13 protein-coding genes are annotated in these 14,814 nt (G+C 62.9%); 11 read left to right on the forward strand and 2 right to left on the reverse strand.

Features of this window, described 5'->3' with window-relative positions; all coding sequences use genetic code 11:
- The first annotated feature begins 162 nt into the window (after positions 1 to 162).
- The 8 genes from dusB (at position 163) to hflX (ending at position 10,300) form a co-directional block, all read left to right on the forward strand.
- Entirely contained in the window at positions 163 to 1,194 is a 1,032-nt protein-coding gene (gene dusB, locus NKI20_RS27470; RefSeq protein ID WP_352836316.1) for a tRNA dihydrouridine synthase DusB, read from the forward strand.
- Entirely contained in the window at positions 1,191 to 2,333 is a 1,143-nt protein-coding gene (locus tag NKI20_RS27475; protein ID WP_352836319.1) for a two-component system sensor histidine kinase NtrB, read from the forward strand. Before dusB ends, NKI20_RS27475 begins: the two co-directional genes overlap by 4 nt.
- On the forward strand, positions 2,330 to 3,790 hold the full coding sequence (ntrC, locus tag NKI20_RS27480; protein ID WP_023757916.1) for a nitrogen regulation protein NR(I): 1,461 nt from the start codon (positions 2,330 to 2,332) through the stop codon (positions 3,788 to 3,790). The genes NKI20_RS27475 and ntrC overlap by 4 nt, the downstream gene beginning before the upstream one ends.
- Positions 3,791 to 3,918: 128 nt before the next feature.
- The gene (locus NKI20_RS27485) at positions 3,919 to 6,204 is read left to right on the forward strand and encodes a sensor histidine kinase NtrY-like (protein WP_502898167.1); all 2,286 of its coding nucleotides are present in this window, start codon (positions 3,919 to 3,921) and stop codon (positions 6,202 to 6,204) included.
- Positions 6,194 to 7,555: a nitrogen assimilation response regulator NtrX gene (ntrX, locus tag NKI20_RS27490; RefSeq protein WP_013895628.1), complete on the forward strand. Its 1,362-nt coding sequence runs from the start codon at positions 6,194 to 6,196 to the stop codon at positions 7,553 to 7,555. Before NKI20_RS27485 ends, ntrX begins: the two co-directional genes overlap by 11 nt.
- A gap of 98 nt (positions 7,556 to 7,653) precedes the next feature.
- A complete protein-coding gene (locus NKI20_RS27495; protein ID WP_352836322.1) occupies positions 7,654 to 8,517 on the forward strand; it encodes a D-amino-acid transaminase in 864 nt (287 codons plus the stop codon).
- Between the two features lie 145 nt (positions 8,518 to 8,662).
- The gene (gene hfq / locus NKI20_RS27500; RefSeq protein WP_006202172.1) at positions 8,663 to 8,908 is read left to right on the forward strand and encodes an RNA chaperone Hfq; all 246 of its coding nucleotides are present in this window, start codon (positions 8,663 to 8,665) and stop codon (positions 8,906 to 8,908) included.
- Positions 8,909 to 10,300 (forward strand): GTPase HflX, encoded by a 1,392-nt coding sequence (gene hflX / locus NKI20_RS27505; RefSeq protein ID WP_352836324.1) that lies wholly within the window; start codon positions 8,909 to 8,911, stop codon positions 10,298 to 10,300.
- A 6-nt stretch (positions 10,301 to 10,306) separates the two neighbouring features.
- Here the strand turns inward: hflX and mazG are convergent, their stop codons facing one another.
- Positions 10,307 to 11,131, reverse strand: a complete 825-nt coding sequence (gene mazG / locus NKI20_RS27510) for a nucleoside triphosphate pyrophosphohydrolase (protein ID WP_352608817.1) — start codon at positions 11,129 to 11,131, stop codon at positions 10,307 to 10,309.
- A 135-nt stretch (positions 11,132 to 11,266) separates the two neighbouring features.
- Positions 11,267 to 12,451, reverse strand: a complete 1,185-nt coding sequence (locus NKI20_RS27515; RefSeq protein WP_352608818.1) for an amino acid aminotransferase — start codon at positions 12,449 to 12,451, stop codon at positions 11,267 to 11,269.
- A gap of 186 nt (positions 12,452 to 12,637) precedes the next feature.
- Between NKI20_RS27515 and NKI20_RS27520 the strand changes: the two genes are divergently transcribed.
- Genes NKI20_RS27520 through NKI20_RS27530 form a run of 3 tightly spaced genes read left to right on the forward strand, consistent with a single transcriptional unit; the run spans position 12,638 to position 14,684 of the window.
- Positions 12,638 to 13,156, forward strand: a complete 519-nt coding sequence (locus NKI20_RS27520) for a sigma-70 family RNA polymerase sigma factor (RefSeq protein WP_352608819.1) — start codon at positions 12,638 to 12,640, stop codon at positions 13,154 to 13,156.
- The gene (locus tag NKI20_RS27525) at positions 13,153 to 13,926 is read left to right on the forward strand and encodes an anti-sigma factor family protein (RefSeq protein ID WP_352608820.1); all 774 of its coding nucleotides are present in this window, start codon (positions 13,153 to 13,155) and stop codon (positions 13,924 to 13,926) included. Before NKI20_RS27520 ends, NKI20_RS27525 begins: the two co-directional genes overlap by 4 nt.
- A 41-nt stretch (positions 13,927 to 13,967) precedes the next feature.
- Entirely contained in the window at positions 13,968 to 14,684 is a 717-nt protein-coding gene (locus NKI20_RS27530) for a Bax inhibitor-1/YccA family protein (protein WP_352608821.1), read from the forward strand.
- The last annotated feature ends 130 nt before the right edge of the window (positions 14,685 to 14,814 follow it).

The raw sequence follows: 14,814 nt of genomic DNA on the forward strand, positions 1-14,814 counted from the left end.
GCCATTGCCCGTGCTGAGGGACGCGCGGCGCCTTGGTCGCCAGCCAAAGCCGAACCCCGGCATTTTCCCAATTGCGCCTTAATGTGGCGTCATTCCGCGTTGCACTTTGCTGCAGTTCTGGCTAGAGAATGTGCAACGAATGAACATGCTTGGTTTTTGTGCATGGTTAACTTGACCAAATTGGCAACGTCGCTTGACGTTGGCGGCGTGAGAATCCGCAATCGCGTGTTTCTCGCGCCAATGTCGGGGATATCAGACGAGCCGTTCCGGCAACGCGCCCATGCGCATGGCGCCGGCCTGGTCGTGTCTGAAATGGTGGCGAGCGGCGAGCTGGCCAAGGGCAGGTCCGGTTTCAACCTGCGCATACGCCACTCCGGCCTGCCGGTCCATATGGTCCAGCTTGCCGGCCGCGAGGCGGCGCACATGGCCGAAGGTGCCAGAATCGCTGCCGGCGAGGGCGCCGACATTATCGACATCAACATGGGCTGCCCGGCAAAGAAGGTCACCGGCGGTTATGCCGGCTCGGCATTGATGCTGGATCTCGACCATGCGCTGTCGCTAATCGACGCCGTTGTCGGCGCGGTCGACGTGCCGGTGACGGTCAAGATGCGGCTCGGCTGGGACGAAGGCGCGCTCAACGCGCCGGTGCTGGCGCGTCGCGCCGAACAGGCCGGCGTCAAGATGGTGACCGTGCATGGCCGCACGCGCTGCCAATTCTATCAAGGCAAGGCCGATTGGCGCGCCATCGCCCGCGTCAAGGAAGCCGTGTCCATTCCTGTCGTCGCCAATGGCGATGTCTGCTCCCCGGCGGAAGCTGCCGACATTCTCGATCAATCCGGCGCTGACGCCGTCATGGTTGGCCGTGCGCATTATGGCGCGCCCTGGATCGCAGGCGGCATTGCTGCGGCCGCACGGAACGAGACTGTGCCCGGCATGCCCGACAATCGGCAAGCTTTGGCCGCGTACATCGTCTCGCATTATGAGGACATGCTGGCGCTCTATGGGGTCGAAAGCGGCCTGCGCCAGGCGCGCAAGCATCTTGGATGGTATCTTGACCGTCATGCCGACGGTGTCGCTGACGACGACAGCCGAAAAGCTATTCTGACCGCATTGGAGCCCGCGCGCGTCATTGCCTTGCTGCGCGACGTGTTTTCGCGCGATCCGCAACCCCTGAACCTGCGGAGCGCCGCATGAATGCCGCCGCTGCCCAAGGCGCTGAAATGGCGGATGCCGCCCAGATCGTGCTCAACACCATCCGTCGGCCGGTGATCATGATCAGCGAGCAAGGGTTCATCACCTTCGCCAACGCCGACGCGGAAGACTTCTTTCGCTCCAGCGCAACCATGCTGGCGCGCAACACACTGTCTAAGCTCATTCCATTCGGCAGCCCGCTGCTGACGCTGGTCGATCAGGTGCGCGAGCGCCGGGCTCCCGTCAACGAGTACCGGGTCGACGTGTCGTCGCCGCGCCTCGGAATCGAGAAGGTCGTCGATCTCTACGTCGCGCCGGTATCGGAATATCCGGGCTCCGTCGTGGTGATGTTCCAGGAACGGTCGATGGCCGACAAGATCGACCGGCAGATGACGCATCGCGGCGCGGCGCGCTCGGTCACCGGCCTGGCGGCGATGCTTGCCCATGAGATCAAGAACCCGCTGTCCGGCATTCGGGGCGCTGCCCAGTTGCTCGAACTGTCGGCTTCCGACGAGGATCGCGCGCTGACGCGGCTGATCACCGACGAGACCGACCGCATCGTGTCGCTGGTCGATCGCATGGAAGTGTTTTCCGATGAGCGGCCGATCGATCGCTATCCCGTCAACATCCATGTCGTGCTCGACCATGTGAAGGCAATTGCCAAGAACGGTTTTGCCAAGAGAATCAAGATAATGGAGGATTACGATCCTTCATTGCCTCCGGTGTTTGCCAACCGTGACCAGCTCATCCAGGTGTTCCTCAACCTGGTCAAGAATGCCGCTGAGGCGATCGGCAGCGATCCTCAGGGCGAGATCGTGCTGTCGACCGCCTTCCGGCCGGGCATCCGCGTTTCCGTTCCGGGCACGCAGGACCGCGTATCGCTGCCGCTGGAATTCTGCGTGCGCGACAATGGCTCCGGCGTCTCGGAAGATATTTTACCGATCCTGTTCGACCCGTTCATCACCACCAAGCCGAACGGCTCGGGGCTGGGGCTGGCGCTGGTCGCCAAGATCGTCGGCGAGCATGGCGGCATCATCGAATGCGAATCGACGCCGCGCGGGACCACATTCCGCATCCTGATGCCAGCTTGGAAAGAAACGTCATACGGCGCCGATGAAGACGGTGAAGGAGACCGCAAATGACCGTTCGCGGCAATATTCTCGTCGCCGACGACGATGCGGCGATCCGCACCGTCCTCAACCAGGCGCTTTCACGCGTCGGTCACGAGGTACGCGTCACCTCCAACGCCTCGACATTATGGCGCTGGGTGGCGGCTGGCGAAGGCGATCTGGTCATCACCGATGTGGTGATGCCGGACGAAAACGCGTTCGACATGTTGCCGCGCATCAAGAAGGCGCGGCCGGAACTGCCGGTTATCGTCATGAGCGCCCAGAACACCTTCATGACGGCGATCCGCGCATCCGAAACCGGCGCCTATGAATATCTGCCGAAGCCGTTCGACCTGACCGAACTGCTCAACATCGTCAACCGGGCGCTTTCCGAGCCACGGCGGCCGAAGATCGATGCGCGGCCGGAAGAACAGCCAGACGCCATGCCGCTGGTCGGCCGCTCGGCCGCCATGCAGGACATCTACCGCATGCTGGCGCGCATGATGCAGACCGACCTGACGGTGATGATTTCGGGCGAGTCCGGCACCGGCAAGGAACTGGTGGCGCGCGCGCTGCATGAATATGGCCGCCGTCGCGGCGGTCCATTCGTTGCCATCAACATGGCGGCGATCCCGCGCGATCTGATCGAATCGGAACTGTTCGGTCACGAGAAGGGCGCCTTCACCGGCGCGCAGAACCGCTCCACCGGTCGCTTCGAGCAGGCGGAGGGCGGCACGCTGTTCCTCGACGAGATCGGCGACATGCCGATGGAAGCACAGACGCGCCTGCTGCGCGTCCTGCAGCAGGGCGAATACACGACGGTTGGCGGACGCACACCGATCAAGACCGACGTGCGCATCGTTGCCGCCACCAACAAGGATCTGCGCACGCTGATCAACCAGGGGCTTTTCCGCGAGGATCTCTTCTATCGCCTCAACGTCGTGCCGCTCAGGTTGCCGGCGCTGCGCGAGCGCTCCGAGGATGTGCCGGATCTTGTCCGCCACTTCTTCAAGCTCGGCGAGATGGAAGGTCTGCAGACCAAGCGCATCTCCTCGGGCGGCATCGAACTGATGAAGCGCTATCCCTGGCCGGGCAATGTGCGCGAACTGGAAAACCTCGTTCGCAGGCTCGCCGCGCTCTATTCGCAGGACGAGATTTCCGCCGAGATCATCGAGGCCGAGCTCAAGACCGGCGAACGTCCGGTGGTACCGGGGGGCGGCAACCTCATTCCCGACGACCTGTCGATCGGCCAGGCCGCCGAGCATTTCCTGCAGCGCTATTTCGCCTCCTTTGCCGGCGATTTGCCACCCGCGGGCCTCTACCAGCGCATTCTGGCCGAGGTCGAGTACCCGTTGGTCCTGGCCTCTATGACGGCCACCCGCGGCAACCAGATCAAGGCCGCCGAATTGCTGGGCTTGAACCGCAACACGCTGCGCAAGAAGATCCGCGAGCTCGGCGTCAACGTCTACAAATCGTCGCGGCAGGGCTGAGCCCATCCGAGCCCCGCCCTCTTTTCAGGGGACCGGCTCTCGAAAGATTTCCGTCTCGGTCACACTTGTTGCATAATCGCCACAATGCGTTGCATACATCCGACGCAATCATGGCTCTAGACGGCGACATGGCTTCGCAGGCACCGAAAAAAAAACAACAGCTGTTCAGCGAACCCGGCACGCGTGACGGTCGCCGGCTGCTGGCATTGCCCGGCGTCGTCGCGGTCGTCGGCGCGCTGGTGACGGCGGCGATCTCGTTCACCATCCTCGTCGGCGCCACGCCGATCACGCCGAACGAATCGACGACGCTGGCACTGATTGCCCTCAACGCCGCTTTCGTCCTGTTCCTCATTGCGCTGGTCGGGCGTGAAGTCCACCGCATCCTGATGGCGCGCCGGCACGGCAAGGCCGCCTCGCGGCTGCATGTGCGCATCGTCGCCATGTTTGCGCTGGTCGCCGCCATTCCGGCCATCATGGTGGCCATCATCGCATCGATCACGCTCGATATCGGCCTCGACCGCTGGTTCGAAATCCGCACCAAGACGATCGTCAATTCGTCGCTGTCGATCGCCGACGCCTATGTCCAGGAGAATGCCCGCAACCTGCAGGGGACGACGCTGTCGATGGCCTATGATCTCGACTCGTCGCGCTCGCTCTACGGTCTCGATCGCACGGGTTTTCTCGATCTGATGAACAAGGAAGCAGTGGGCCGGTCGCTGGCCCATGCGGCGCTGATCAAGCCCGACGGCTCGTTCGTCATGAGCGCCAAGACCGATACGGATTTCGCCATGCCCGAGCCGCCGGAAGGCGCCGTGGCCAGCGCTTCCGACGGCAAACCGGTGCTGATCGAACCGAAAACGCGCAACATCATGGGCGCCATCGTCAAGCTGCGCGAGATCGAAGGGCTCTATCTCTACACCATTCGTCTCGTCGATCCGGAAGTGATCAAGGCGCGGCAGATCGTCAGGTCCAACACCGACGAATATCGTGGGCTGGAAGACAACCGCCGCACCTCGCAGGTGGCCTTTGCGCTGCCCTATCTGTCGCTGACGTTGATCATCATCCTGTCCGCCATCTGGACCGGTATCGCTGTCGCCGACCGTCTGGTGCGCCCCATTCGCCAGCTTATCGGAGCCGCCGACGAGGTGGCGACCGGCAATCTCGATGTCGCGGTTCCGGTCAGGCCATCGGATGGCGATGTCGCCTCGCTCGGCGATACGTTCAACAAGATGCTGCTCGAATTGAAATCGCAGCGCAACGAGATCCTGTCCGCAAAGGACCTGATCGACGAGCGCCGCCGCTTCTCGGAAGCGGTGCTTGCCGGCGTCACCGCTGGCGTCATTGGCGTCGATCCCTATGGCATCGTCACCATCGTCAACCGCTCGGCCGAGGCGATGCTGGCCATTTCAGCCAGCGCCGCCCTTGGGCAGAACCTGTCCTCCGTGCTGCCGCATGTCGGCCGCGTCTTCGAGATCGGCCGCAAGTCCGGCAAGCCTGTCTACCGCGAGCAGGTGACCTTCTACCGCGCCGGCGCCGAACGGACCTTCAACGTGCAGATCACCATCGAAGCCGGCGACGACGGCTCGGAGGAAAAATCCTATGTCGTGACGGTCGACGACATCACCGACCTGGTTCAGGCGCAGCGTTCCTCCGCCTGGGCCGATGTGGCACGGCGCATCGCACACGAGATCAAGAATCCGCTGACGCCGATCCAGCTCTCGGCCGAGCGCATCAAGCGCCGCTACGGCAAGGTGATTACCGAGGACCGCGAGGTTTTCGACCAGTGCACCGACACGATCATCCGTCAGGTTGAGGATATCGGCCGTATGGTCGACGAATTCTCGGCTTTCGCCCGCATGCCAAAGCCCGAGATGAAGGCTATCGACCTGCGCGAATCGTTGCGCGAGGCCTCGTTCCTGGTCGAGGTCAGCCGCGCCGACATCACTTTCGAGCGGGTATTCGGCACCGAGCCGCTCAAGGGCACCTTCGACAGCCGTCTGATGGCGCAGGCTTTCGGCAATGTGATCAAGAACGCCGCCGAGGCGATCGACGGATTGGAACAGACGGATGGTTCGCACGGCATAATCCGGATTCAAGCCGGGCGCCAGAATGGCGCGATTCGCATCGACGTCATCGACAATGGCAAAGGCCTGCCGCGCGAAAATCGCCAGCGGTTGCTCGAGCCCTATACGACGACGCGCGAGAAAGGCACCGGGCTTGGCCTCGCTATCGTCAAGAAGATCGTGGAGGACCATGGTGGCAGGCTGGAACTTCACGATGCGCCCCCAGATTTCCACGACGGACGCGGCGCGATGATCAGCATCATCCTGCCGCCTGCGGCTGCCGCGTCTCCGCGCGGCGATAGCAGGACTGAAAACGAACGAGAAACTGAAAAGGTCGGTAATGGCGTCTGATATTCTCATCGTCGATGACGAGGAAGACATCCGTGAACTCGTCGCGGGCATCCTGAGCGACGAAGGTCACGAAACCCGCACCGCATTCGATGCCGACAGCGCGCTGGCGGCGATCGCCGATCGGGCGCCGCGGCTGATTTTCCTCGACATCTGGCTGCAGGGCTCGCGCTTGGACGGGCTGGCACTGCTCGACGAGATCAAGACGATGCACCCGACCTTGCCGGTGGTGATGATCTCAGGCCACGGCAACATCGAAACGGCGGTCTCCGCCATCCGCCGCGGTGCCTATGATTTCATCGAAAAACCATTCAAGGCCGACAGGCTGATCCTGATTGCCGAGCGTGCGCTCGAGACCTCGAAACTGCGGCGAGAGGTTTCCGACCTCAAGCTGCGCAGTGGCGAAACCTTCGATCTGATCGGCATGTCGTCGGCGATGAGCCAACTGCGCCAGACTATAGAGCGCGTTGCCCCGACCAACAGCCGCGTGATGATCATCGGCCCGTCAGGCTCGGGCAAGGAACTAGCCGCGCGCGCCATCCACACGCTGTCGGCGCGTAAGGGCGCACCTTTCGTAACGCTGAGCGCCGCCAACATCACGCCCGAGCGCATGGAGATCGAGCTGTTCGGCACCGAATCGAACGGCGTCGAGCGCAAGGTCGGCGCGCTGGAGGAGGCTCATCGCGGCATCCTCTACATCGACGAAGTGGCCGACATGCCGCGCGAGACGCAGAACAAGATCCTGCGTGTGCTGGTCGAGCAGCAGTTCGAGCGGGTAGGGGGCACCAAGCGGGTCAAGGTCGACGTCCGCATCATTTCCTCGACCTCACAGAACCTCGAAGCGATGATTGCCGACGGCCGTTTTCGCGAGGATCTCTATCATCGCCTGGCGGTGGTTCCGGTCATGGTGCCGGGACTGGCCGAGCGGCGCGAGGACATTCCCTATCTCGTCGACAATTTCATGAAGCAGATCGCGCGCCAGGCCGGCATCAAGCCGCGCCGCATCGGGGACGACGCGCTGGCTGTGCTGCAGGCGCATAACTGGCCTGGCAACGTCCGCCAGTTGCGCAACAATGTCGAGCGCCTCATGATCCTGGCGCGCGGCGACAACATCGATGCGCCGATCACCGCGGACCTGTTGCCGGCCGAGATCGGCGATGTCATGCCGCGCACGCCGAATCAATCCGACCAGCACATCATGGCGCTGCCGCTGCGCGAGGCGCGCGAACAGTTCGAGAAGGACTATCTGATCGCCCAGATCAACCGGTTCGGCGGCAACATCTCGAAAACCGCCGAGTTCATCGGCATGGAGCGCTCCGCCCTGCACCGCAAGCTGAAGTCGCTGGGCGTCTGAGCGCGACTTCCGGCCAGCCGCGCTTGGGCCAACCATTTGCCGGTTACGGCGGCGGCGGAATCGCATAAGAAAGCCCGAGAATTCCTGAGGGGTTGCCAATGCCGCGTATTGCCTATGTCAACGGCCGCTACGTCACTCACGCGGATGCTGCCGTGCATATCGAGGATCGCGGTTATCAGTTCGCCGACGGCGTCTATGAGGTCTGCGAGGTGGCGCGCGGCTTCATCGTCGACATGCCGCGCCATCTGGCCCGGCTGAACCGCTCCTTGACCGAATTGTCGATCGCCTGGCCGGTCACCTCTCACGTGCTGCCGCTGATCCTGCGCGAGGTGGTTAACCGCAACCATGTCGCCAACGGCCTGGTCTATGTCCAGGTGACGCGCGGCGTTGCCAGCCGCGACTTTGTCTTCCCGTCCGCCGACACCAAGCCATCCCTGGTGATCACCGCGAGGAAGGCCGATCCCGCCTCTGGTGCAAAACGCGCTGAAACCGGCATTGCGGTCATCACGGTGCCGGAGAACCGTTGGGACCGCGTCGACATCAAGAGCGTCGGGTTGCTGCCCAATGTATTGGCCAAGCAGAAGGCCAAGGAAGCCGGCGCCCAGGAAGCGTGGTTCGTCGACACCGACGGCAACGTGAAGGAAGGCGGCTCGTCCAATGCCTGGATCGTCACCCGGGATGGCGTCCTGGTTACCAGGCCGGCCGAGCATGGCATCCTGCGCGGCATCACCCGCACGACCATGTTTGAAGTGGCGGCCAAGCTCGGCGTGAAGATCGAGGAGCGCGGCTTTTCTGTCGCCGAGGCCAAGGCGGCACGCGAGGCGTTCATCAGCTCCGCAACGACAATCGCCATGCCGGTTGTGGCCATCGACGGCGATACAATCGCCAATGGGCACCCCGGTTCGATAACACTTTCGTTGCGACAAGCCTTTTTTGACATTGCGGAAAAAAGTCCAGCCTGATAACCGCACAGGTGGAATGAACATCAATTTATCTCGTTCTGCTTGTCGTTGCTGACGACAAGACGGTGTTTGTGAGCTTGACATGCGCCCGTTAATTTGGCGCATTGGCTTGCAAACCGAAGGGGATCGGCGAAAGACAAGAACAATGGCGGAACGATCGCAAAACCTTCAGGACCTGTTCCTGAATTCAGTTCGCAAGAGCAAGAATCCGCTCACAATCTTCCTCATCAACGGCGTGAAGCTGACCGGGGTGGTCACTTCGTTCGACAATTTCTGTGTCCTGTTGCGCCGTGATGGTCACTCCCAACTCGTCTACAAGCACGCCATTTCCACGATCATGCCGAGCCAGCCGGTTCAAATGTTCGATGGCGAGGAAAGCCAGGGCGCCTGATTGGCACGTGAGAAAGACGCGGACGATACCGTTCGCGGAAAGCCAGCACATCATCCAGGGACGGAAGCCGAGGGCCCGACCCGGGCCGTTGTCATTGTGCCCGTCCTTACCCGCCACCAGCGCAACGAGGACGAGACCAACCGTCCACGGCTGATGCGTTCGGCCGACGCTCGCCACGACGAGGCCGTAGGCCTTGCCCGCGCCATCGACCTTGATCTGATCCATACCGCGGTGGTGACCGTCAACGATCCGCGCCCGGCGACGTTGCTCGGCAGCGGCAAGGTCGCGGAGTTCGCAGAAATCGTCAAAGAGGGACATGCGGAAGTGGTCGTCGTCGACCATCCGCTGACTCCGGTGCAGCAGCGCAATCTGGAGAAAGAGTTGAACGCCAAGGTGCTGGATCGCACCGGGCTGATCCTCGAGATATTCGGCGAGCGCGCGCGCACCAAGGAAGGCACCTTGCAGGTCGAGCTCGCCCATCTCAACTACCAGAAGGGTCGCCTCGTGCGCAGCTGGACCCACCTCGAACGCCAGCGCGGCGGTGCCGGCTTCCTCGGCGGCCCCGGCGAAACGCAGATCGAATCCGACCGGCGGCAGCTGCAGGAAAAGATCATCAAGCTGAAGCAGGAGCTGGAAACGGTGCGCCGCACGCGCGACCTTCACCGCGCCAAGCGCAAGAAGGTGCCGTTCCCGGTGGTGGCGATCGTCGGCTATACCAACGCCGGCAAGTCGACGCTGTTCAATCGGCTGACCGGAGCAGACGTGCTGGCGCAGGACATGCTGTTCGCCACGCTCGATCTAACGCTTCGGCGTGTGCGCCTGCCGCACGGCACGCCGATCATTCTTTCGGACACGGTCGGCTTTATTTCGGACCTGCCAACGCATCTGATCGCGGCTTTCCGTGCCACCCTGGAAGAGGTCGTCGAGGCCGATCTCGTCATCCATCTGCGCGACATTTCCGATCCGGACACGGCGGCCCAGGCCGAGGATGTCGAGCGCATCCTCGCCGACCTCGGCGTCGACGCCGGTGATGCCAAGCGGATCATCGAGGTCTGGAACAAGATCGACCTGCTTGACGAGGGCAACCGCAGCCGGCTGCTTGCCGACAGCGCCGACGCCAGCAAAGCCCCGCCGATCGCCATTTCGGCGGTGACCGGCGAGGGTATCGATGCGCTGAAGGCGATCATCGAAACGCGGATGGCGGGCGAGCTCGAAGACCTGACGGTAACGATCGAGCCGGCGCAGTTCGGCCTTGTCGACTGGCTGTATCGCAATGGCGATATCGTTTCGCGAAGCGATAATGACGACGGCAGCGCCACCATCTCGCTCAGGGCCACGCAAAGCGCCCGCGAAGAGATCGAAAGCAGATTGCGTCGCAAAAATAACGGGTAAGGGAACTTACTTCGCGGTTTTTGCTTCCTGCCAGAGGGCTTCCATCTCGGGCAAGGTCGCCTTCTCCAGCGTGCTACCGGATTTCTCAAGGGCCTGTTCGACATAATGGAAGCGCGAGCGGAATTTTTCGTTGGTGCCGCTCAGCGCCGCTTCGGAATCGACCTTCAAATGGCGGCCGAGATTGACGACGGCAAACAGCATGTCGCCGAACTCGTCCTTGATCGAGGCCGTTTCGCCCTTGGCCAGCGCCTCGCGCAATTCGCCGATCTCTTCCTCGATCTTGTCGAGGATGGGCGCTGCCTCGCTCCAGTCGAAGCCGACGCGCGCGGCCTTCTCCTGAAGTTTCAGTGCCCGCGTCAGCGCGGGCAGGGCGACCGGCACGCTGTCCAGAAACCCCTTGCCGTTATCTTCCGGGTCGAGGCCGCGGGCGAGGCGGGCTTGCCGCTTCTCCGCCTTCTCCTCGGCCTTGATCTTTTCCCACATGCCCTTGGCCATGCCGGCGCTGCGGGCCTTTTCGTCGCCGAAGACGTGCGGGTGGCGGCGGATCATCTTGGTGGTGATCGCCTTGACCACATCGCCGAAGGCGAATTCACCCGCCTCTTCAGCCATTTGCGCGTGGTAGACGACCTGCAGCAGGAGGTCGCCGAGTTCGTCGCGCAGGTCATCAAGGTCGCCGCGCGCGATGGCGTCCGCCACCTCATAGGCCTCCTCGATCGTATAGGGGGCGATAGTCGAGAAATCCTGTTCGATGTCCCAGGGACACCCGGTCTTTGGGGCTCGCAGCGCCGCCATGATCTCGATCAGGCGCGAAATGTCTTTCGATGGCGTCATCTAGAGCTATTCCAGGAAAAGTGTGAAACGGTTTTCTGTCCGGAATTGCGTCAGTCTATCGAATGCTATCCCGCGGCCGGCCGCGCGGCCAACGCTGTCAGCCGGCGCGGGAACCTTGTCCACAGGTGAGCCGCCTCAGTCGAGGACAGAGACGATCGCCTTGGCGAGTTCGTCCATTCCATCCTCGGGCAGGCCGGCAACATTGATGCGGCTGTCGCCGACCATGTAGATGCCGTGCTCGGAACGCAGTCGTTCGACCTGCGCTTCCGTGAGGCCAAGGCGGGAGAACATGCCGCGATGATTGGCGACGAAATCGAAACGGTCGGAATTGGACTGACGCCGCAGTGCCTCGGCGAACTGGACACGGAGTCTGAGCATGCGCAGGCGCATCTCTTCGAGTTCGGCCTCCCAGTCCGCACGCAAGGCGGCGTCTTCGAGCACGATGCGCACGGCGGCAGCACCGTGGTCCGGTGGCATCGAATACATGGCGCGCGCCGCCGACAGCATCTGGCTCATCGCCACATCGGCCTGGGCGCCGTCCCTGGCCAGGATCATCGCCGCGCCGACGCGGTCGCGGTAGACGGCAAAATTCTTCGAGCAGCTCGAGGCGACGACCATTTCGGGAACTTTCGTGGCCAGCAGGCGCAAACCGAGGGCATCGGCCTCGAGGCCATCGCCAAAGCCCTGATAGGCGATGTCGACAAATGGCAGCAACTCGCACTCGACGACCAGCTCGGTTACGGCCGCCCACTGTGCCGCGTCCAGATTGGCGCCGGTCGGGTTGTGGCAGCAGCCGTGCAGCAACACCACGTCACCCTTTCTTGCCGTTCGCAACGCCGCCAGCATGTCGTCGAAGCGCACTGTGCCCGAGGCGGCATCGAAATAGGGGTATTCACGGATCTGCAGGCCGGCAGCACGCATCACCGGCATGTGGTTCGGCCAGGTCGGGTCCGACAGCCAGATGGTCGCGTCCGAGCGTGTCCGCTTGAGCAATTCCGCCGCCAGCCGCAGCGCGCCGGAGCCGCCGGGCGCCTGTGCCGCGCGGATGCGCGTCATGTCGGCGCCGGGGCCGAAGGCGAGCTTGGCCATTACCGTGTTGAAACCGATATCGCCGGCAAGGCCGAGATAGGTCTTGGTGTCCTGCCCCTGCAGCAGCCGCTTTTCGGCTTCGCGCACCGCCCGCATGACCGGCGTCTTGCCGTCGCGATCCTTGTAGACGCCGACACCGAGGTCGACCTTGTCGGGCCGCGGGTCGGCGCGATAAAGGCCGATCAGGGCCAGGATCTTGTCGGCGGGGGCGGGCTGCAGGGCTTCAAACATCGATACGGCTCCAATGGGCGGCGGATTGATACGCAAATCGGTTGCGTTTCGCCAGCGCTTTTCCCGCCGCTTCAGGCTGCACAAGCTTTCTGGGGCGAACGATGTCCTCAAGCCAACCCGGTAAAAAATTGGCGGGGCAGGGATTAAATTCCCCACATGCTCCGTAAACAGGACATGAAACCGTCGATGCCACGCTTTGACGTCTTAGGACAGCTCGGTTCGCTACGCCGTTACGCGCGCTCGCTGACGCGCGACAGCACGGATGCCGAGGATCTCGTCCACGACGCGCTGGTGCGTGCCTATGAGCGGCGCGGCACCTTCCGCTCCGGTGGAAACCTGCGCGCTTGGCTGCTGTCGATCGTCCACAACACTTTCATCGACAGAATGCGATCGCGCGGGTCGGAAGCCACGCGCCTCCAACAGGCCGGATATCTTGTCGATGGCAGCACGCCGGCGCCGCAGGAACATTCGGTGCGCCTGGCTCAAGTGCGCGAAGCCTTTTTCAGCCTGCCGGAAGAACAGCGCTCAGCGCTGCATCTTGTCGCCATCGAGGGGCTGTCCTACCAGCAGGCCGCCGATGCCAGCAGCGTGCCGCTGGGAACGTTGATGTCACGCATCGGCAGGGCGCGCGCCGCATTGCGCGAGATGGAGGCGGCGCCCGCGAAGACGAAGAACCACCTTAGGATCGTTGGAGGCCCGTCGTGACAGCAGCTGTCGATCCCGTGACCGATATCGACCTCGACGCCTATGTCGACGACCAGATCGACGTCACCCGCCGAATCGAGGTCGAGGCATTTCTGTCGGCCCGGCCGGAAGCAGCGGCGCGCGTGATGTCCGATCTCCGCACCCGCGATGAACTGCGCGTGGCGCTTGCCGGCCCCAAGGGCATGGCGCGACCAGCGACCGCCGATGCCGCGCGGCGGCTGGAGAGGGGGCTTGCCCGCGGCCGCATCTTCGGTGTGTTGCAGCGCGCGGCGGTGGTTGCCGTCTTCGCCGCCGCCGGCTGGCTGGCGAATGGCATCATCGGGCCGATGTCGGTGACCAAGGTCGTCGCCTCGCCACAGCCGCCTGCCTATGTCGATGAGGCGGTGCGGGCCCATAGAACGACGCTGGTGCGCGAAAGCATGCCGTCGCAGCCGGAAGCGCCCGATTACGACGCCGGCGAGATCCGTGCCGCGACCGCCATCGTCATGCCGTCGCTGCCAACGGACTGGAAAGTCCGCGACGTGCAGATCTACCCGTCGCGCTTTGGGCCGAGCGTCGAGATGGCGGTCGAGACGAAAGACATGGGGCTGGTGTCGCTATTCGCGATCAGGCCTGGAACCTTCGACGTCGTCAAGCCGACCATCGCGCCCTTGGGCGACATTTCGTCGGCCTACTTCCAGATCGGCGAGGTCGCCTATGCGGTGGTCGGACGAAGCGAGGTCCACGACCTCGATCGCGCCGCCGAGACGCTCGCCAACACGCTTTACTGATCGATCCACCCTTACCGACCGATCTAGAAAGGAGAATGCAAATGAACACGCCCAACCTGGGATACCGCGTCGGCACCGGCGCCCAAACCAGAGCCATTTTTGACGAGGGGCTGCGTCAGCATATGCTGCGCGTCTACAACTACATGGGCGTCGGCCTGGTGGTCACCGGCCTCGTTGCCTTGATGATCTCGTCGACGCCGGCGCTCTATGTGCCGATCTTCTCCAGCCCGCTGAAATGGGTGGTGATGCTGGCGCCGCTCGCCTTCGTCTTGCTGTTCTCGTTCAAGATGCAGACAATGTCGGCGGCCAGCGCCCAGGCGATGTTCTGGGCCTTCTGCGGGGTCATGGGCCTGTCGCTCGCCTCGGTATTCCTGGTCTTCACCGGAACCAGCATCGCGCGCACTTTTTTCATCGCCGCCACCATGTTCGGCGCCACCAGCCTCTACGGCTACACGACCAGGCGCGACCTCACCCAGTTCTCGTCGTTCCTGATCATGGGCCTGATCGGCGTGGTGATTGCCAGCATCGTCAACATTTTCCTCGGCTCGACCGCGCTGCAGTTCGCCATCTCGGTTATCGGCATTGCCGTGTTCATCGGCCTGACCGCCTGGGACACCCAGACGATCAAGGAGCAGTATGCCGAGAATTTCGACGGCGAATCGCGCCAGAAGCTGGCCGTCTTCGGCGCCTTGTCGCTCTATCTGAATTTCATCAACATCTTCCAGCTGCTGTTGAATTTCACCGGCGAGCGCGAGTAACGCCGTTCCAGCGGGGCAGCCCCAAGAACCACATAGGGGCTGCCCCGCTTAGGAGGTTCGTATAATACCCAAAGAGCGCCCCCGGATAATAACCACTGAGGTATTCAACAAAAAGATCCCCCCCCTAGAA

Origin of the sequence: Mesorhizobium sp. M0830, assembly GCF_040319965.1 — a bacterium.
Lineage (GTDB): Bacteria > Pseudomonadota > Alphaproteobacteria > Rhizobiales > Rhizobiaceae > Mesorhizobium.